The organism is Henriciella algicola (assembly GCF_003576245.1).
GTDB lineage: Bacteria > Pseudomonadota > Alphaproteobacteria > Caulobacterales > Hyphomonadaceae > Henriciella > Henriciella algicola.
Genome location: NZ_QWGA01000003.1, coordinates 583,781 through 601,670, shown reverse-complemented (window position 1 = coordinate 601,670; position 17,890 = coordinate 583,781). Strand labels below are relative to the sequence as shown.

The 17,890-nt window shown below is 59.2% G+C and carries 17 protein-coding genes; 13 read left to right on the top strand and 4 right to left on the bottom strand.

The genetic code is table 11. The features are described from left to right. Positions 1-4 precede the first annotated feature (4 nt). Complete coding sequence (gene cbiB, locus D1222_RS03430) at positions 5-937, top strand: adenosylcobinamide-phosphate synthase CbiB (protein ID WP_119453705.1); 933 nt, start codon at positions 5-7, stop codon at positions 935-937. After that, a complete protein-coding gene (cobD, locus tag D1222_RS03425; RefSeq protein WP_147371807.1) occupies positions 934-1,926 on the top strand; it encodes a threonine-phosphate decarboxylase CobD in 993 nt (330 codons plus the stop codon). The genes cbiB and cobD overlap by 4 nt, the downstream gene beginning before the upstream one ends. On the opposite strand, the gene cobU is transcribed toward cobD, so the two are convergent. Next, positions 1,916-2,422 carry a bifunctional adenosylcobinamide kinase/adenosylcobinamide-phosphate guanylyltransferase gene (gene cobU, locus D1222_RS03420; RefSeq protein ID WP_119452819.1) on the bottom strand — a complete coding sequence of 169 codons (507 nt, stop codon included), beginning with the start codon at positions 2,420-2,422 and terminating at the stop codon, positions 1,916-1,918. The two genes, cobD and cobU, sit on opposite strands and share 11 nt — an antisense overlap. Positions 2,423-2,643: 221 nt before the next feature. Here cobU and D1222_RS03415 point away from each other — a divergent pair, with 221 nt between their 5' ends. From D1222_RS03415 to D1222_RS15950, 6 genes are all read left to right on the top strand, one after another. After that, positions 2,644-3,699: a DUF6607 family protein gene (locus D1222_RS03415; protein ID WP_182481857.1), complete on the top strand. Its 1,056-nt coding sequence runs from the start codon at positions 2,644-2,646 to the stop codon at positions 3,697-3,699. 221 nt (positions 3,700-3,920) lie between these two features. Next, positions 3,921-5,927 (top strand): TonB-dependent receptor domain-containing protein, encoded by a 2,007-nt coding sequence (locus D1222_RS03410; protein ID WP_119452818.1) that lies wholly within the window; start codon positions 3,921-3,923, stop codon positions 5,925-5,927. Positions 5,928-6,048: 121 nt separating this feature from the next. Then, entirely contained in the window at positions 6,049-6,681 is a 633-nt protein-coding gene (locus D1222_RS03405) for a MotA/TolQ/ExbB proton channel family protein (RefSeq protein WP_119452817.1), read from the top strand. Between the two features lie 8 nt (positions 6,682-6,689). Further along, the gene (locus D1222_RS03400) at positions 6,690-7,085 is read left to right on the top strand and encodes an ExbD/TolR family protein (protein WP_119452816.1); all 396 of its coding nucleotides are present in this window, start codon (positions 6,690-6,692) and stop codon (positions 7,083-7,085) included. Beyond that, complete coding sequence (locus tag D1222_RS03395) at positions 7,082-7,465, top strand: ExbD/TolR family protein (RefSeq protein ID WP_119452815.1); 384 nt, start codon at positions 7,082-7,084, stop codon at positions 7,463-7,465. The genes D1222_RS03400 and D1222_RS03395 overlap by 4 nt, the downstream gene beginning before the upstream one ends. Then, the gene (locus D1222_RS15950; protein WP_147371806.1) at positions 7,462-8,364 is read left to right on the top strand and encodes a TonB family protein; all 903 of its coding nucleotides are present in this window, start codon (positions 7,462-7,464) and stop codon (positions 8,362-8,364) included. Before D1222_RS03395 ends, D1222_RS15950 begins: the two co-directional genes overlap by 4 nt. 49 nt (positions 8,365-8,413) lie before the next feature. Here the strand turns inward: D1222_RS15950 and D1222_RS03380 are convergent, their stop codons facing one another. Further along, entirely contained in the window at positions 8,414-9,937 is a 1,524-nt protein-coding gene (locus D1222_RS03380; protein ID WP_182481856.1) for a DUF2271 domain-containing protein, read from the bottom strand. A 103-nt stretch (positions 9,938-10,040) separates the two neighbouring features. Here D1222_RS03380 and D1222_RS03375 point away from each other — a divergent pair, with 103 nt between their 5' ends. Both D1222_RS03375 and D1222_RS03370 read left to right on the top strand, forming a co-directional pair. Beyond that, positions 10,041-10,811 (top strand): DUF4198 domain-containing protein, encoded by a 771-nt coding sequence (locus tag D1222_RS03375; protein ID WP_233348490.1) that lies wholly within the window; start codon positions 10,041-10,043, stop codon positions 10,809-10,811. A 21-nt stretch (positions 10,812-10,832) separates the two neighbouring features. Continuing rightward, positions 10,833-11,372 carry an EF-hand domain-containing protein gene (locus D1222_RS03370; RefSeq protein WP_182481854.1) on the top strand — a complete coding sequence of 180 codons (540 nt, stop codon included), beginning with the start codon at positions 10,833-10,835 and terminating at the stop codon, positions 11,370-11,372. 226 nt (positions 11,373-11,598) lie between these two features. Here the strand turns inward: D1222_RS03370 and D1222_RS03365 are convergent, their stop codons facing one another. Both D1222_RS03365 and D1222_RS03360 read right to left on the bottom strand, forming a co-directional pair. Then, positions 11,599-12,786: a (R)-mandelonitrile lyase gene (locus D1222_RS03365; RefSeq protein ID WP_119452809.1), complete on the bottom strand. Its 1,188-nt coding sequence runs from the start codon at positions 12,784-12,786 to the stop codon at positions 11,599-11,601. A gap of 12 nt (positions 12,787-12,798) precedes the next feature. Then, positions 12,799-13,818: a zinc-dependent alcohol dehydrogenase family protein gene (locus D1222_RS03360; protein WP_119452808.1), complete on the bottom strand. Its 1,020-nt coding sequence runs from the start codon at positions 13,816-13,818 to the stop codon at positions 12,799-12,801. Between the two features lie 273 nt (positions 13,819-14,091). On the opposite strand from D1222_RS03360, the gene paoA reads away from it, so the two are divergent. From paoA to paoC, 3 genes are read left to right on the top strand one after another with little or no spacing between them, the layout of a single operon-like run. Further along, a complete protein-coding gene (gene paoA, locus D1222_RS03355; protein WP_119452807.1) occupies positions 14,092-14,727 on the top strand; it encodes an aldehyde dehydrogenase iron-sulfur subunit PaoA in 636 nt (211 codons plus the stop codon). After that, positions 14,724-15,674 (top strand): FAD binding domain-containing protein, encoded by a 951-nt coding sequence (locus tag D1222_RS03350; protein WP_119452806.1) that lies wholly within the window; start codon positions 14,724-14,726, stop codon positions 15,672-15,674. The genes paoA and D1222_RS03350 overlap by 4 nt, the downstream gene beginning before the upstream one ends. Positions 15,675-15,677: 3 nt before the next feature. After that, positions 15,678-17,873, top strand: coding sequence for an aldehyde oxidoreductase molybdenum-binding subunit PaoC (gene paoC / locus D1222_RS03345; RefSeq protein ID WP_119452805.1), 2,196 nt, complete (start codon positions 15,678-15,680; stop codon positions 17,871-17,873). Positions 17,874-17,890 lie beyond the last annotated feature (17 nt).

The window sequence follows — 17,890 nt, the reverse complement described above, 5'->3', positions numbered from 1 at the left end:
GCTCATGCTGATTGCCTGGGCTGTCGAGGCAGTCTTTGGTTGGCCTGACTGGCTTTACAGGCGCGTGCGCCATCCAGTTGTCTGGTTCGGGGTCCTTGTCGGTGTGCTTGAGAAGCTTCTCAACAGGCAGACTTGGCCGCACTGGACCCGGTATCTCCTCGGCGCAGCGTCCAGCCTGCTGGCGATCACACTCGTTGCGGGCTTGGCGCTTATGGTTGCGCAGGCTCTCTCCGATAGCTGGGCAGGTTTCGCGGTTCAGGCGGTGATCGCGTCCAGCCTTTTGGCGTCGCGCAGCCTCTACCAGCATGTCGCGAGCGTCGCCGCGCCCTTGTCGGCGGGCGACCTTTCAGCCGCGCGAAAGGCCGTATCTCTCATCGTTGGCCGCGACCCTGCGAGGCTGGATGAGGCGGGCATTGCGCGCGCCTCAATTGAAAGCCTCGCTGAAAATGCATCTGATGGCGTTATCGCGCCGCTTTTCTGGGGCGCGCTTTTCGGCCTTCCCGGCATCGCCGCCTACAAAGCCATCAACACGCTCGACTCCATTATCGGTCATCGAAATGAGCGTTACGCCGCCTTCGGAGGGTTTGCTGCCCGGCTGGATGATGCCGTCAACATTTTCCCCGCCAGATTGACAGGATTTCTCATCGCCGTGGCATCAGCAAGGCTTTTCACGCTCAGGGTTATGGTTCGCGATGCGCGAAAACACCGTTCACCGAATGCTGGATGGCCCGAAGCGGCAATGGCGGGGGCTCTCGGGGTTCGTCTCTCCGGGCCGCGCATCTATGGCGACAGACACACCGAGGAGCCCTGGCTCAATCGAGGCGCGCGCGATCCTCGCAGCACAGATATTCGCCGCGCACTTCGCCTCTATATTCTTGCACTGTTCGTGGCGGCGCTAGCCTTGATGGGCGTGGTAATAATAGGGGAGAGGCTGTGACACACGACTTGCTCCACGGGGGCGCGCTCGACCGAATGCGGGCCGCCTTCCCCAATGCGCCAGAGCCATGGATCGATCTTTCGACGGGGATCAATCCGTGGCCCTATCCGGTGGGCACCATCCCGGAAGCGTCGCTTCGGCATCTGCCCACACAAGGCGCCTACGAGGCTTGCCGCCAAGCGATGGCGAGGAGCATGATGGCACCGCCAGAGAGCCTGGTCCTCGCCCCAGGTAGCGAATTACTCATCCGCCTGCTGCCGACCATTATCAGGCCGAAGAAAGTTGCCGTTCTGTCTCCGACCTATGGCGATCACTTAGCTGTCTGGAGCCGCGCAGATACCGACATCGTGGAAACCGCCGACCCGCTAGCAATGCCGGGTGAGGTTGATGCCATCGTCATCTGCAATCCGAACAATCCTGATGGACGCAGCTTTGAACCAGGCATCTTGTTGCAGACCGCCGCCAGTCTCGCTGAACGAGGCGGCTGGCTCATCGTCGACGAAGCCTATGCCGAGCTTGATCCACGCTTGAGCCTTGCGTCGTCAGGAGGTGCAGACAGTCTCATCGTCTTGCGCTCGTTTGGCAAGTTCTTTGGCTTGGCAGGTCTCCGGCTTGGCGCGCTTCTGGCCCCGAAACCGGTTCGTGTCGCAATGCAAAACTTGTTAGGTGTCTGGCCGGTGTCCGGCCCGGCCCTTCATATCGGCGCCAAAGCCTGCGGCGACCTCGCATGGCAGGACAGGACACGTCATCAGCTGACTGAAGCCAAGGCGCGACTGGACACCATTCTCCGATCACATGGTGTTAAAATTGTCGGGGGAACGGCTCTCTTCCGTCTCGTCGAGACAGACGACGCAAGTGCCTTCTGGGAAAAACTCGCCCAAGCCGGGATATATGTGCGCCGGTTCGCCTGGAATGACCGGCTAATACGGATCGGGCTTCCAGAAAAACGAGCGGCGGAAGACCGGTTGGCGGCAGCCCTCAGCCCTTGAGCCTCAAGGGCAAGCCAGCGGCGACAAACTCAACCACGTCGCAGACGTTTGCTACCTGCTGATTGAGCCGGCCTTGCGCGTCGCGGAAGTTCCGGCCGAGCCTCGTGTCGGGTACCAGTCCCATCCCCACTTCATTGGAAACCAGAAAGACTGGCTGGGTCATCGCTTGCAGCGCCGAACAAAGCTTTTCTGTTTCGGTGTCCACGTCGCGCCCGTGATGCATCAGGTTGGAAAGCCACAAGGTCAGGCAATCAACGAGGATTGCGTTTTCCCCGCCCGCACTGCCCAGTGCGGAGACGAGATCCAGCGGCGCCTCCACGGTTTGCCATCCTTCGGAGCGGTCTGATTGATGCCGGGCAATCCGCTGCGCCATTTCATCGTCCAATGCCTCCGCAGTCGCGATGAAAAGGCGATTAGGCGACGCTAGCTCGGCCAAGTTCTGCGCCCGCCGGCTCTTGCCGGACCGAGCGCCTCCCAGAAGTAGTGAGACTGTCATGGGCGTAGCTACCTTGCACAGAAGCAGTGGTCCATAGGGCCCTTCGTAATTGCTCTTCGGCGATCTGAAATCAGAAGTGACATTCAGTCCGCTCAGCCTGGCAGATCAGCTTTTACAAATGCGAATTATTCTCAGTTGCAATCTAGGCAGGGTCAACTTGCAAGGTTATCCAGCAGCAGACCGGTAAGGCGGGCAAGCCGCATCATGACAAGGGGAATGAGATGATACGCACACCAGAACTGTTGAGAGCTGCAGCAATGCTGGGCACCGTTTTATTGGCGTCCTGCACGGCGACGCCCGAAGCACCGCAAGCTGCAACAAGCTCAAGCTCGCCGTCTGCGGCTGTGGAAGACGCCCAATTCCAACGCGATCGACAATCGATCCTTGCAATGGCCGGAAACTATGATGTGTCGTTCGATTTCACCGAAACCGTGTCCTTTGTCGAAGGCTATGACCTCAAGGAGCCGAAGCGTTCAGGTGGGCATGAGACAGTGATCGTGGTTGAGGACCGCGGAGATTTCATTTCGCTCCAGCACCTGCTTGTCGTCGGGCCGGATGAGGCTCCGTTCGTGGTAAAGCACTGGCGCCAGGACTGGCAGTACGAACCTGCGCGAGTGCTGACCTTCATTGGTGGTAACGCATGGGCCTGGAAGGATGTACCGTCCGAGGCCCGGGAAGGGGCGTGGTCCCAGACCGTTTACCAGGTCGATGACGCGCCAAGATACGGCGCCGTCGCCGAGTGGACATATGAAGACGGGCTCGCTGCCTGGTCGGCACCGCGTGAATGGCGACCACTGCCGCGGCGCGATATGACGACCCGTGATGACTATCATGCCGTCGACGCCGTCAATCGCCACGTCCTGACACCGACCGGCTGGGTACACGAGCAGGACAATTCCAAGCTCGTCCTCAGGGGAGAGCCGCAAGTCCTGGTGCGCGAGTCCGGACTGAACACCTATCGCCGTTTCGATGATTACCCGGTCGCCGAGGCAGAAGACTACTGGGCCGGGACCGCAGATTTCTGGGAAGGCGTTCGCGCTGAATGGAGTCGTATTGCCTCGGAGAATGACGGGTTCGCCATCACGCTTAAAGGCGAAACCGAGGATCTATATATGCCTCTTCTTGAGCTGGCTGGGCAGGTCCAGGCTGGCGAGATGGCTTTGGACCCAGCGCTCCAAGAAGCGCGGTCGGTGATAGGCAAGTACGTTACCGCTGACATAGGCGATTTGCAGGACCGGCTCCGCGAGACCGTAGCAGACTCCGTTTCGGCGAACTAGGCGAGTAAATCGCGCACACCATGCCGTTCATGGGGGAACGGCATGGTGGCGTAGCCTCTCGGATTCTCATGTCGAGGCCATTCAAGACAGGCGTGCAAACTACCGATTAGCACCTTTTCTGAAATTGAGAAGCATTTTCAATTGCATTGATTGGTTTGATCGTATACCCGCTCCGTATTGCGAATGAGTTGCATTAACGTTCATATGCTGAGGGGTTTATCATGAACATCACGACCTACCGCAGGGCTGCCCTGCTGGGCGCTACCGCACTGATTTCCAGTTTCGCTTTGCAGGCAGCAGCGCAGGCGGCAGACCAGCAAGCTGGCGAAGACGGGGAAGAGTTTATCGGGACCGTGGAACTGGGCGAGAGCAAGCGCGACGTCCAGACAGATACCGCAACGCCGGTCACCCGCATTGACAAGGACGAGATCAATGATCGCCAGGCGAGCTCGATTGCCGAGCTGATCGACTCCGTGCCCGGCGTCTCGCTCGTAAATGGCTCGACGCCGATCGGTTCGGGGATCAACATTCGCGGCTTCGGCGCGAATGGCACCTACGGCACCGACCAGAAGGTCGCGATCCAGATTGATGGCGCGAGCGTGGGCTCAGAAGAGATTTACCGCGTCGGCACCCAGCTCTTCACCGATCCCTATCTCTACAAGAACGTGGAAGTCATCCGCGGCACCGTTGGCAGCTTCGAATATGGTTCCGGCATCATCGGCGGCGTGGTTCGCCTCGAAACGATTGACGCATCGGACATGACAGGCGGAGAGCCGGGCTTCAAGCTGGGGCAGACCCTGGGAGCCTATTCGAACGAAGGCGGCTTCAGCACGTCCACGACCGCGGCCTGGCAGCCTACCCAGAATCTGGAGTTCGTCGGGAATTATTCCTATCGCGAACAAGGTGACCAGGAAGACGGCGACGGCAACGCGATCCTGAACAGCGCCTTTGAGCTTCCGTCATGGTTGCTGAAAGGCAAATACAGCACGGGCGCCCATAGCCTTACGGCCAGCTACACGGAAACGGAAACGCAGGAGCGTGACAAGCCATACGACTCCTTTGGCACGACAGGTGGGTCTTTCGGCAATGTGGACCGTGATACGAAGTCCCGGTCCGGCAGCCTGCGCTACAATTACAATCCGTTCGAGAATGATCTCGTCAATATCGATGCAATCCTGTCCTATGCTGATCAGAAGATCGACGCAGAATATGTCGCGGGGAGCTCTCCACTTCCGCCCTTCATCATCGAGCCTATCGTTGGCGCCGATAACCGCTACGAAACCACGAAACTGACAGTCAAGAACACGGCGTTCATTCAGACGGGAAGCCTCGTTCACGACCTGCGCACCGGCATCGAATACATCAAAAAAGATCGCAAAGATGCGAACTCGGCGCCCGGGGGCACTGATGATCGCCTCGCGGCTTTCATCGTTGACCAGATTGAGTTTGGAAATGGCTGGGTCTTCTCGCCTGCGCTACGCTACGAGACATCCGAGATTGAGGGCACGCTCGATAACGGTGCCGACGTCAGCTATGACAATGATGCGCTCATGGGCGGTGCTTCGCTTCGCTACGAGTTCACTAATGGCTTTTCACTCTTCGGTAGTTATGCCTACACTGAATCCCTGCCGATTATCGACGACCTGCAAAACCCTGCTTTCATGATGCAGCCGGAGATCGGCAAGACGGTGGAATTCGGTGGCTCCTATGACCGGGTTGGGGTCTTCGGCCCGAATGATCTTCTCGCCCTGAAGGTGAACTACTATCAGACCGATCTGGAAGACAACACGTCATACTCTGGCGTTGATTCCATCGAATTGCATGGCTTCGAAATTGAAGGCTCCTACGCCCGACGCAGTGGCTTCTACATCGACCTCAACGCCAATATCGTGGACGGCGAGCAAACCAGCCTCGCGGGCGCAGTGTCCGATTGGGTAAACGCGCCGGCCGATACGGTACGGCTGACCGTGGGCCAGCGGGTCTCCCGCTTCGCCGATATCTCAGCGGAGGTGCTTCACGCGGCAGATACCGAGGTCAACGGGACCAACAATGAGGGGTACACAGTCCTGAACCTGCGTACGACGCTTACCGCTCATGAGGGTGTGCTTGAGGGAACATCACTACGGCTTGGCGTTGAAAATCTGCTGGATGAGTCATTCACGCCCTACCTCTCAACCCGCCCAGCGCCGGGCCGGAATCTGAAGGTGACGATCTCAAAGGCTTTCTAGAGCTGGTCGCTCTTGAGCATGAACATCGAGGAAGCCGCCATGCTGACCGGCATGGTGGCTTCTGAGGTGAAAACGCTGGCCCGAGCCATTGGCTGGTCGGCGAACCCGGAAGGAGAGACGGATGACCAAAAGTCTCACAATTGTGTACGATACTGGCGGGCCGATCCTCGTTCTGCTGCTGCTCGTATCGATCTTCACTACGGCACTTGCCCTCTACAAGTTCGGGCAGTTCCTCACCGCAAGGGTCGGCCGCCACAAAGCGCTGAGCGAAGCGGTGAAAGCAATCGATGCGGGAAGGGACGCGGAAGCACGGATCTCGCTTCTGGCGGAAAAGCACTGGCTGGCGGCCATCCTTCTGCGCGGGATGGATCTGCGCCAGCGTGACGGTGTGGTCGACCGACTGGAGTCGGAGGCTGAAATGGCCTTGCAGCCGCTCGAGGGCGGGTTTCGTACACTCGACACCGTTGCGCAACTCGCACCTCTCTTGGGGCTGCTGGGTACGGTTATCGGCATGATCGAGGCCTTCCAGGCCCTGCAGTCGGCGGGCTCGCAGGTCGATCCTTCGACTTTGGCTGGCGGTATCTGGGTCGCCCTGCTCACGACGGCGGCCGGTCTGGCGGTCGCCATGCCGACGTCCATTGCTCTGTCGTGGTTCGAGGCACGCGCCGACCGGGAGCGCGCCTTTGCCGAACATGCTTTCGCTGTTCTCACAACGCCTGTCTCGGACAGGCCTGCAAAAGCGCAAGTCAGCTAGGTTTTCCCATGGCGCTTCGAAAGGTAAGGCCTCGAAAAGCCGCCTCGATCACATCTCTGATCGATGTGATCTTCCTCTTGTTGCTCTTCTTCATGCTGGCATCGACGTTCAGTCATTTCTCAGAGCTGGAAATCGTTGCGGCAGATGGTGGTAGATCAACTTCATCACCCGATGATCGCGGATTGAGCCTGCTTGTCAGTGCGGATCGTTTGAATCTGGATGGCCAATTCATCGAGGAAGCAGACTTGGCAGTAGCGATCGAGAGACGAATGGCGGGCCTGGGCGGGCAGGTAATGCTCTCGGTGAGTGTCGATGAGGGGGCTACCACACAGAGGCTGGTGGATATCCTGTCCAGCTTGCCCCGCAAGAGCAGTCTGGACGTCAAGGTCATGGAGCCAGCATGAAGAGGTCAAAGCGGCGAACGCGGCGCGATCCGGTCGTTTCGCTCATAAATATCGTCTTCCTGATCCTGATCTTCTTCATGGTGGCGGGCACACTTGCGCGCGCGCCAACGGATGCCATCAGCTTTGTTCAGACCTCCAGCAATGATTGCTGCGTCCCTCCCGACGCGCTCGCGATCACGCGTGAGGGCGCGTTGCTGAAGGACGGTGTGCCGCTACAGCGTCTCGACGCCGTTGTCGCAGCAGCGACACATGCCGGCGAGCCCGTACGCTTGCTTCCCGATCGGGATCTTCCCGCACGGATCCTGCTCTCAAGGGTCAGCGAATTGCGGGCTGCAGGTGCCGGAGCCGTTGTGATCCTGACAGAGGACACTGGCGAATGAGACACAAGAATGCGGTCAGATTTGGTGCCGCCATCGTGTGTGCATCCGCTGCACACGCCGCAATGGTCGTTTACATTGCCGATGGAACGCCGCCTGAGGCCAAAATAGCGGGCGGAGCTATAAGTGTAAGCTTTGGCGCATCTGACGCATCCTTGATCGACAGCGAGCCTCCCGATGATCGGGGCCGTGTGCCTGCGCCAGCGGAAAGTTCGTCCCCAGAGGCGCCAGATGAGGCGGTCGAGGAACATGTCCCGGCACCGTCAACCGCGGCGCCAGAACCGGTCCCCGTTCCACCCCCCGAACCAGAATTGGCCCCAACGCCAGATCCGGTGGAACCGATAGAGCCTTCAGAAACAGCAACCAGCAAGCACGATGCTCCGCAGCCTGCCCCGACTGAAGTTGAGCCCTCGCGGCAGGTCAAGGAGCGGGATGATAGCGGTGAAGGGCATCCAGGGCCGACACCTGCCGACGATGCGGTGGCAGACGCAGGCCGGTCTGAAACGACAGAAGAAAGAGCTCGCGATACTGAACCGCCGGTTCACGACCGGGGCGCCGACGCCGATCTGGATGCAGGGCCAACAGGTGGTCACGACAGCGAGATTGCTGAGCCCGACCAGACCGGAAATAGTGCGGACAATGCGGCCTATACGAACTTTGCGGGAGAGCTGATGCAGCACCTCTCGCGTCGCCGCCGACCGCGGGCTTCGGGGCCCGGGTCTAGCTATGTCACATTTTCACTCGATAGTGAGGGGCGGGTCAGAACCATCGAGATAAGCCGGAGCTCCGGGTCCGCCCGTTTTGATAGGGATGCTGTCAAGTTCGTCGATCGCGCATCACCCTTTCCTGCACCTCCACCGGGCGTTAGCCGGACTTTTACGGTTGAAATCAAGGGCCGCTAGCGCTCGCCGCGAGGCAATTAAGCCGATCAGGTTCACTTGCCCGTTCTCTCTATTTGACGGCGAATGACACCGTAGTTTCGCCGAGCTCTTCCCCGGCTTCGGCAGTCAGCGTGAAGGGCTCGTCGGCTAGCGAGAACGCCAGGCTCTCATGCTGGTGGCCGCCATGTTCGCGTGACGCTTCTATGTGAAGGACATAGTTGCCGTTCGGTACGGGCGCGCCGTCATCATCGAGCCTGTCCCATTGAAGCTCGTATTCTCCCGGTCTGCGCGTGGGGCCGGCGACTGCGTCTACCAGACTACCGGCCTTTCGGGCGAAGCGGCGATACCAGTAATAGTTTTCTTCCATCCAGCGGCTCTCATCCCCAGCGAGCATCAGGACCCTGACCAGATTTCGGCGTTCATCGGCAATCCAGACCGCCACATAGGGACGCTCATAGGCGGCCACACTTTTTGACGGAATTTCGAAATCAATCTCGAACGAGTACTTATCAGCCTCTGGGTCGGGTATTGGCGATGTCTCGCCCGTTGAGAACTGGCTCCAGCCCGATGACGCATGACGCCGGCCGTCATAGGTGACGATTTCGGCCTCAACGCTGTCCATTGTCTCGATATAGGCGAGACCGTCCTTGATCCCCATAACCATCAGCGCTGTTGCGAGCGCGTCTGCATCCATGGCTTTAGGGGCATAGACCGAGGCGGAAAAGACCTCTTCGACCGGCCATCCGTCTGCCGGTGACAGAACATGTCCAAAGAACTGACCCCCGATTTCCCGATCACGCAGGCCTTGCGCGCTGGTTGCGACAGCACCCTCATCAATCAGCATCATCTGACCTGGTGCGCTGGCGCCATCTCCGATCTGAGAGGACGAGGTTACAGCAATGCGCCACTTTCCCGCGTCTGGCCCTTCTCCCCATGTGCGGATGTCGCCGCCAATATTGACCAGCATGCCCGAGATGTCGGGAGAAGCTTGCCGCGCCGCTTCGAGTGCGGCGTCGAGGACGTAACCTTTGGCGAGTGCGTTGAGATCGAACAGGACAGAGGACGGGCGCTCAACAGTGCCAGCTGGGTCGTCGAGACGGACGTTGGCCCGTTTGATCTGGCCTGCCATGATCCTGAGGCTTGGCCGGTCTGGCGCAACGCCGGACGCTTCAGCTTCTGCCCACGTTTTGAGCAGGCTGCCGATCCGGCAACTGAAGGCATTTCCAGTTTCGTCCATATAGGTTTCGCAACGCGACAGCACCGTCAGCATGTCTGATGAAACACTGGAGCTCGCCTTGGCATTAAGCGCAGTCAGTTCCGAGGCGCGATACAGGCTGAAGACGAGGTCAAGGCGCTCAATCTCATCCAGAGCTGCCGCTTCTGCCGCGTCAGCATCGCTGGCCGTCGGGGCCATGATAACCAGGTCCAGCGAGGTGCCCAGAATACGCTCGTGGTGGCGCTTGAACGGTTCTGCCTCGGCAGGAGAGAGGAGGCTAGCGGACGATAGGCCTGAGAATAGTAGGCAGATAATGGCGTGACGGAACATGAGGGTGCCTGCGATTGAGAAGAGACAGCCCGACTTCCAGGCTGCCAAGAAATTCTTACTTGCGAATAAAACTCATTTGCATATGCTGCAAGCGTCGCCACTGAAATTTCTACTATCGAGGTCCCCTATGTCCGTTCTCAAGCTTGGAGCCGTGTCAGCAACAGCCTTCGGGGCTGTGCTAACGGCGAGTGCTCATACCTCCTATCTCCTACCAAACGTCTTCGTGACGACCGAAGGGGAGTACGTCACCCTTGAGGCATCGTTTACCGAAGACGCTTTTGTGCCCGAGATCGCTGTAGTGTCTGACGATTACCACGTGATCGCGCCGGATGGTTCGCGCGACGAGTACAGCGCGATTACGCCTTTCAGGCAGCTTGTCCTGCTTGAGGATGAGATGTCGGAAGATGGCACCTACCGATACACGACCGGCGTTCGCCTTGGACGCTCAAGCACAAAGGCGCTCATCGACGGGGAATGGCAAACGATCCTTGGCGCAGAGGCTGAAGTTCCCGAAAATGCGACGCAGGTCATGACCAGCCAGACCGAAACCGTTGCCGATGTTTATGTGACAAAAGGCGCATCCACCTGGGAAGCGGTCGAGGCATCTCTGGGGCGTCTCGTCATCAGGCCGCTGACCCATCCCAACGAGATCTATCTCGACGAAGGTTTCGAGTTCGAAGTGTTGTTCGATGGCGAGCCGCTCGCCAGTCAGTCGATCGAGATCAAGCGGGGCGGTGGGGCTTATGAGGCGCCGAAATACGAAAAGCATGTTGAAACTGATGCCGAGGGAAAGATCGCCCTCACCTTCGACAGGCCGGGGCCGTATCTCGTGATGACCCGGCATGCTGCCGACGCTCCGGAAGGGGCTGAAACCGATGAGCGTAGCTACACCACCTCGCTCACATTCGAAGTTGCCCGATAAAAACCCATCTGGATGGACCACATGCAATACAAGAGAATTCTAACTGTCGCCGCGCTGCTCGTGCTCTTTGCCGGTGTCGCCTGGGCCGATGATGCTGCCGCTGAAGCTGCGACCGATTCTGGCGCAGGGGTAGCATCGCAGGCCGTGCAGGACGTTTCCGCCGATGAAGCCGCGCAAGAAACCCCATCCCGAAGATCAGGCGGGCACAGCAAGCAGGCCTTTTTCGAGAAGTACGACGTCAACGGTGATGGCAAGGTCAGCGAGGCTGAGTTCATGGCCGAACGCCAGGTTGGCTACATCCGGCGCGATGCCAATGCCGACGGGGCAATTCACTCGGAAGAATATGTATCGGAATATGAGGTTCGTCTTCTGAAGGACCTTGAAGATCAGCGTAAACGCCAGATCGATCAGGCCGAATTCCGGTTCAATGTACTGGACAAGGACGAGGACGGCATCCTGTCCGAGGATGAATTTCACGCATCAGGAACCCGGATGTTCACTTCGCTCGACACGAATGGGGACGGCCTTGTGGACGAAGCGGACGGGGCTGACAGCTACTAGTTCGAGGACGATCTGGTTCCGCGCTGAACGATTAGGCGAAATTGACGGCTCAGGAATTCGGCGGGAAGGCTGCGGGTGACCGGAGTTTTCCCGCAAGACTGAGACCCGAAGAACAGGAAAAGGCCCGCCCAGCGACGGGCCTTTACTCCGTTTCCGCATCCAGTCTTCACCACCAGGTCAGGGCGGCGTTGTTGTCACGTTCTTCCAGATTGTAAGGTCTGATGCCTTACCTGTCGGTGGAGGGGTCGTCTTCACCGCCGACATGTTCCATCCAGGTTACTGCCGACCCGTTCTCGGCCTCAGCGATTGCAACGTGGCTCAAGCGAGCGTCCGGATAGGCGCCATGCCAATGCCGGCTATTCGGCGGGATCCAGACGACGTCGCCTTTCCTGATAGTTTGAACCGCATCGCCTTCGCTTTGCACTCGTCCGACACCTTCAGTCACGATGAGGGTCTGGCCAAGCGGGTGAGTGTGCCACGCAGTTCGAGCGCCGGGAGAGAAGTGCACGATTGCGCCGCCATGTCGGGCCGGCGGCTCGGCACTGAAATATGTGTCGACTTGTACCTGCCCCGTGAAATTGTCGGCCGGTGCAGTCACGCTGCGATTGTCCTCTGCCCGATTGACCTGCACCGAACCCGAATCGGCCTGGTCGTCGATGTTGAAGACGTCTTCCAGAACGCTGACCGAGGAGACCGCTTTCGGCCAACCAGCGTAAAAGGCAATGTGGGTAACAGCGCCAGCGATTTCCTCGCGCGACAGTCCGTTATCGAGGCCGCGCTGGGCATGGAAGCGAACCTGCTCCGCTTGCCCGGTTGCGACCAGTGAGACGATTGTTACCAGGCTACGGTCTCGGGGGCTGAGCTGAGGGCGAAGCCAGAGATCGCTGAAGAGTGCTTCATTGGTGTAATGGCTCAGACGAGGAAGGACGGGAGAGATCGAAGTGTCGACGCTGCGACGGCGGTCTGCTTCTGCATCAGCGTCTGGCGCGAGCTCTGCGGGCAGTTCCGTGGCATCGGAAATGCCATCGATGCCCCGTTCATCGAATACCTTCTCGACTTCAAACACCGAAGATATGGCGTTCGGCCAACCCGTGTAGAAAGCGAGCTGCGTAATCATCTCTCCGATCTCTTCGGGTGTAACCCCGTTATCCAGGGCTCGCCTCGTGTGGCTGCCAACCTGCGCGAACTTGCCGGTCGAGATAAGGGTCGTGACAGTCACCAGGCTTCTGTCGCGAGGTGTCAGGTCGGGGCTTTCCCAGACCTCACCAAAGAGCAGGTCATCCGTGTACTGTCCAAGCCCGGGGGCAACCTTGTACACGGCGGGAGGGGCGATGCGTTCTTTGGCTTGGGCAATGGCGCCGCAAGCCGATACAGCGAGGGCTGATCCCACCAGGGTACCTTTGAATGTCTTCATGATATCTCTCCCTCAGTCGACGCGCAGCATGGTTTTGATGGCGCGGCGTTCATCCATTGCCTTGTAGCCTTCGGCGACCTGATCCAGCGGAAGCACATGATCAAAGACCTTGCCGGGCTTGATGGTGCCTTTCAGCACTCGGTCCATGAGGTCGGGCAGGAAGCGGCGTACCGGTGCTGGACCGCCAAGCATTCGCTTCTGGGCAAAGAACATTTCCTGCCCGTCGAATGAGACACCGTGCGGAACGCCGACATAGCCTATGGTGCCGCCGGGGCGGCAAACGCCAATGGCTTGTTGCATGGACTGCTCCATGCCAACGCATTCAAGAACAGACTCCGCGCCGATGCCCTTCGTCAGCTCTTTCACACTTTCGATGCCTTCCTCGCCTCGGGCTTCAACGATGTCGGTCGCGCCGAATTCGAGCGCGAGCTTCTGACGGCTTTCATGTCGGCTCATCGCGATGATGCGCGCCGCGCCGAGCTCCTTCGCGGCCAGTACCCCCATTAGCCCAACCGCCCCATCGCCGACGACCACAGCCGTTCCGCCTTCGCGGACCTGCGCAGCGACCGCTGCATACCAGCCAGTGCCGAGTACATCTGAGACCGCAAGCATGTGCGGTATCAATTCCAGGTCGGGCATCTCACTGGTCGCCACGAGTGTACCATCCGCCAACGGTACGCGGGCGTACGGCGCCTGCGCACCGGTCATGAATTCGACCTGCTCGCAGGATGACTGAAAGCCGAATTCGCAATGCGGGCAGGTATTGTCAGACAGGCAAAAGGACCCGACTACAAACTGGCCAGGCTTCACGTTCCGAACCTCTGAGCCGACTTCTATCACGACGCCGCAGTATTCATGTCCCATCTGTGCGGGCTCATCCTGAGGCTGGAGACCGCGGTAAGGCCACAGATCAGATCCGCAGATGCAGGTGGCAGATAGCTGGATGATGGCGTCTGTTGGCTTAAGTAATTTCGGGTCGTCGATCTGTTCGAACCGAACGTCGCCAGGTCCGTGCATGACGGTTGCAAGCATGGGGTTTGCTCCTTGGATTTCACGATTAGCGCACGGGGGCGCGCTCACCGTGACCGAAGATGGCGGCTGAAACTCATATGATTAAGTGCAAAACCAATAAGGGGCTTATGCGCTTCGTTCATGAAACGCCTCGCGCGCTCAATGCGTTCGGCAGACTGCACCTGCTGCGTATTTATGAACCAGGCTCATAAGGCTTTGCAGTCTCATGATGGTTCGAATTGGTATCTTGCGCGTTAGGTCAATTCTGTACCCACGCAAAAATTGGAGCCTCAATTGATCCAGGACGAAGATTTCAAAGTCTCGAGGCGGGGTGTGCTGCTCGGCGGTGTCGCCACAACCGCCATAGCCTCAACACTATCGCCCACATCCTCCGCGCAGACTTCATTGCCTCAGGTCGAGCCGGTTTCTCTTCGTTTTACCGTCAATGGGCAGTCGCGTGAGCTGATGCTGGACACGCGGGTGACACTGCTGGACGCGCTCCGTGAGCACCTTGACCTCACCGGTACGAAGAAGGGGTGCGACCACGGACAATGCGGCGCCTGCACGGTGATTGTGAATGGCCAGCGGATCAATTCCTGCCTCAGCCTCGCTGTCATGCATGAAGGCGATGAGGTCACGACAATCGAAGGTCTTGGGACTCCTGAAAACATGCATCCGATGCAGGCGGCCTTCGTCAAACATGATGGCTATCAATGTGGTTACTGCACGCCCGGACAGATTTGTTCTGCCGTTTCCGTGCTCGAAGAGATCAAGGCTGGCATACCGAGCCATGTCACCGAAGACATCACCGCAGAAGTCGGCATGACGAACGATGAAATGCGTGAGCGTATGAGCGGTAATATCTGCCGTTGCGGTGCCTACTCCAACATTCTGGACGCGATGTCCGAAGTCGCAGGAGAAATCGCATGAGACCGTTCACCTATGAGCGCGCAACTTCCCCTGCAGATGCCGTATCCAAGGCAGCCGGGCGTCGGAACGTCAAATTCATCGCGGGCGGCACCAATCTGCTCGACCTGATGAAGCTGGAGATCGAAACCCCCACCCACCTGATCGACATCAGCGGGACCGGCCTCGACCAGATCGAGCCCACCGAAGATGGCGGGTTGCGGATTGGGGCACTGGTCTCGAATACGGCGCTCGCGGCTGATCCACGCATCAGGCGAGACTATGGCGTTCTGAGCCGTGCGCTCGTCGCCGGGGCGTCTGGCCAGCTGCGCAACAAGGCGACAACGGGTGGTAACCTTCTCCAGAGAACGCGCTGCCCGTATTTCTATGACACCAACATGGCCTGCAATAAGCGCGAACCAAATTCCGGTTGCGCAGCCATCGGCGGCTTCAGCCGTCAGCTTGGCGTGGTCGGAACCAGCAATGCCTGCATCGCAACCCATCCGAGCGATATGGCTGTAGCGATGCGTGTCCTTGATGCCGTCGTGGAAACGCAGATGCCCGATGGGGCGACGCGCTCTATCCCGATCGCGGAGTTCTACGAATTGCCGGGCGGTGCGCCCTATATCGAGACTGTGCTTGAACCTGCGGAGATGATCACGGCTGTCACGTTGCCAAAACCAATTGGTGGCAAGCACATCTATCGTAAAGTCCGCGACCGCGCCTCGTACGCGTTTGCCATCGTGTCGGTGGCTGCCGTCCTTCAGCCGGACGGATCAGGGCGTTTTGCGTGCGGTGGTCTTGCGCCACAGCCCTGGAGGGTAGAAGCGGCAGAACAGCTTCTGCCGCAAGGCGCATCCGCGGCGGCCCAGCGCCTGCTTCGGGACGCGCAGCCCACTGAGGGCAATCGATACAAACTGAAGCTCGCTGAGCGCACGCTCGCAGCTGTCCTGGCAGAAGCGAGGTCATAAGTCATGAAATTCATCAAACCCGCCCAACAGAACCCGATCGACCAGGGGCGCGTGGTTGGCAAGCCGACGACGCGAATTGATGGCCCACTCAAGACCACAGGTACCGCAGTCTATTCCTATGAATGGAAAGACGTCGCGCCCAACGCTGCCTATGGCTTTGTCGTCGGCGCCGCAGTCCCAACAGGACGTATACGCAGCTTTGACCTCGCGGCCGCCCAAGAGGCGCCGGGAGTTCTGGATATCGTGACCTATAAGAATGCTGGCCCGCTCGGTCTTGGTGACTTCAATACCGCGCCGCTGCTCGGCGGCCCAAAGATCACTCACTACCATCAGGCCGTTGCGCTCGTCATTGCAGAGACTTTTGAGCAGGCCCGCGCCGCCGCTGGCCTGGTGAAGGTCGACTATGCCAGAGGCGAGGGCGTCTACGAGCTCAGTGATCAGAAAGACTCCGCTGACCCGACAGATGCTGCACCTGATTCCTCGCAGGGTGATTTCCAGTCGGCATTTGAGAGAGCGGCGGTCAAAATCGACGAGACCTATGAGACGGCGAATCATGCCCATGCGATGATGGAGCCGCACGCCACTATCGCGGTTTGGGAGGGTGATGAGCTGACCGTCTGGTCGTCAAACCAGATGGTTGAGTGGGGCCGTCAGGATATTGCCAAGACGCTCAAGATATCGCCTGATAAGGTCAGATTGGTTGCGCCTTACATCGGGGGCGGTTTCGGCGGGAAGCTGTTTGTCCGGGCTGATGCGATACTGGCAGCGCTTGGCGCGAAGCTTGTGCAGCGGCCTGTGAAAGTGGTGCTCCAACGGCCGCTGATCTTCAACAATACCGTCCATCGCCCATCGACAATTCAGCGCATTCGTCTTGGTGCGTCTCAAGACGGCAACATCACCTCGGTCGCCCATGAAACCTGGTCGGGTGATCTTGAAGGCGGCGGCCCCGAGGCGTCCACGCAAGCAAGCCGCCCAGCCTATGCCGGCGAGAACCGCCTGATGCAAACCAGGCTGGCTGTCCTCAACTTGCCAGAGGGAAATGCCATGCGAGCGCCGGGCGACATGCCAGGCTCCATCGCCATTGAAGTGGCCATGGATGAGCTTGCTGAAAAACTCGGCATCGACCCGGTTGAGTTTCGCGTGATGAACGACACGCAGGTCAACCCGGACGACGGAAAGCCTTTCTCGCGTCGCAAACTGGTGGAATGCCTTCAGAGAGGCGCAAGCGAGTTCGGCTGGGAAAAAAGACCGTCCCCGCCCGCTAGTAAGCGCGATGGACGCTGGCTCGTTGGCATGGGCGTCGCAGCCGCCATTCGCGGCGGTCCAGCCACGAAATCTGCTGCGCGTGTCCGGCTTGAGTCCTCTGGAAAGCTGGTCGTCGAGACTGACATGACGGATATCGGTACCGGCTCCTACACCATCCTTGCGCAAACAGCGGCTGAGATGCTGGGGCTGCCCCTGGAGCAGGTCGAGGTCAGGCTTGGCGATTCTTCCTTCCCTGTTTCTGCGGGGTCTGGCGGCCAGTGGGGCGCGACAAGTTCGACGTCTGGTGTTTATGCCGCCTGTGTCGAGCTGCGCGAGAAAGTTCGCATGGCGCTCGGCCTCAATGCTGAGGCGGAGCTTAACTTCGCGGATGGATCAGTCAGTGACGGATCGGCTGAGAGGCCGCTCACCGACGCCCTTGCCACTGGTCCACTGGAGGCTGAGGGCGAGATTGATTTTGAGAGCAGGGGAGACGACCACTCCTACTTTACTTTTGGCGCGCATTTCGTCGAAATTGGCGTTGATGTGCATACTGCTGAGATCAGGATCCGCAGAATGCTCGCCGTGTGTGATGCGGGGCGGATATTCAACCCGGTATCGGCGCGCAGCCAGGTCATCGGCGGTATGACGATGGGCGCAGGCGCAGCACTCTTGGAAGACCTCCACGTCGATGCGAGGCAAGGCTTCTTCGCCAACCATGACCTCGCCTCCTATGAGGTGCCGGTCCACATGGATATCCCGCATCAGGAATGCATCTTCCTGGACGGGGATGATCCGCTTGCCTCTCCAATGAAGGGCAGCGGCGTCGGTGAGCTTGGTATTTGCGGTGTCAGCGCGGCGATCGGGAATGCGATTTATAACGCGACCGGTATCCGGGTCCGCGAGCATCCGATCACCCTCGACAAGCTCCTCGACCAGATGCCTGAACCTGTTTAGGGCGACGTTCAGAGTGG

Excerpts from the sequence above, each read along its gene's own strand:
- cbiB (WP_119453705.1), top strand. The coding sequence starts at position 5 with ATGCTGATTGCCTGGGCTGTCGAGGCAGTCTTTGGTTGGCCTGACTGG.
- cobU (WP_119452819.1), bottom strand. The coding sequence starts at position 2,422 with ATGACAGTCTCACTACTTCTGGGAGGCGCTCGGTCCGGCAAGAGCCGG.
- D1222_RS03415 (WP_182481857.1), top strand. The coding sequence starts at position 2,644 with ATGATACGCACACCAGAACTGTTGAGAGCTGCAGCAATGCTGGGCACC.
- D1222_RS03410 (WP_119452818.1), top strand. The coding sequence starts at position 3,921 with ATGAACATCACGACCTACCGCAGGGCTGCCCTGCTGGGCGCTACCGCA.
- D1222_RS03405 (WP_119452817.1), top strand. The coding sequence starts at position 6,049 with ATGACCAAAAGTCTCACAATTGTGTACGATACTGGCGGGCCGATCCTC.
- D1222_RS03400 (WP_119452816.1), top strand. The coding sequence starts at position 6,690 with ATGGCGCTTCGAAAGGTAAGGCCTCGAAAAGCCGCCTCGATCACATCT.
- D1222_RS03395 (WP_119452815.1), top strand. The coding sequence starts at position 7,082 with ATGAAGAGGTCAAAGCGGCGAACGCGGCGCGATCCGGTCGTTTCGCTC.
- D1222_RS15950 (WP_147371806.1), top strand. The coding sequence starts at position 7,462 with ATGAGACACAAGAATGCGGTCAGATTTGGTGCCGCCATCGTGTGTGCA.
- D1222_RS03370 (WP_182481854.1), top strand. The coding sequence starts at position 10,833 with ATGCAATACAAGAGAATTCTAACTGTCGCCGCGCTGCTCGTGCTCTTT.
- D1222_RS03365 (WP_119452809.1), bottom strand. The coding sequence starts at position 12,786 with ATGAAGACATTCAAAGGTACCCTGGTGGGATCAGCCCTCGCTGTATCG.
- D1222_RS03360 (WP_119452808.1), bottom strand. The coding sequence starts at position 13,818 with ATGCTTGCAACCGTCATGCACGGACCTGGCGACGTTCGGTTCGAACAG.
- D1222_RS03350 (WP_119452806.1), top strand. The coding sequence starts at position 14,724 with ATGAGACCGTTCACCTATGAGCGCGCAACTTCCCCTGCAGATGCCGTA.
- paoC (WP_119452805.1), top strand. The coding sequence starts at position 15,678 with ATGAAATTCATCAAACCCGCCCAACAGAACCCGATCGACCAGGGGCGC.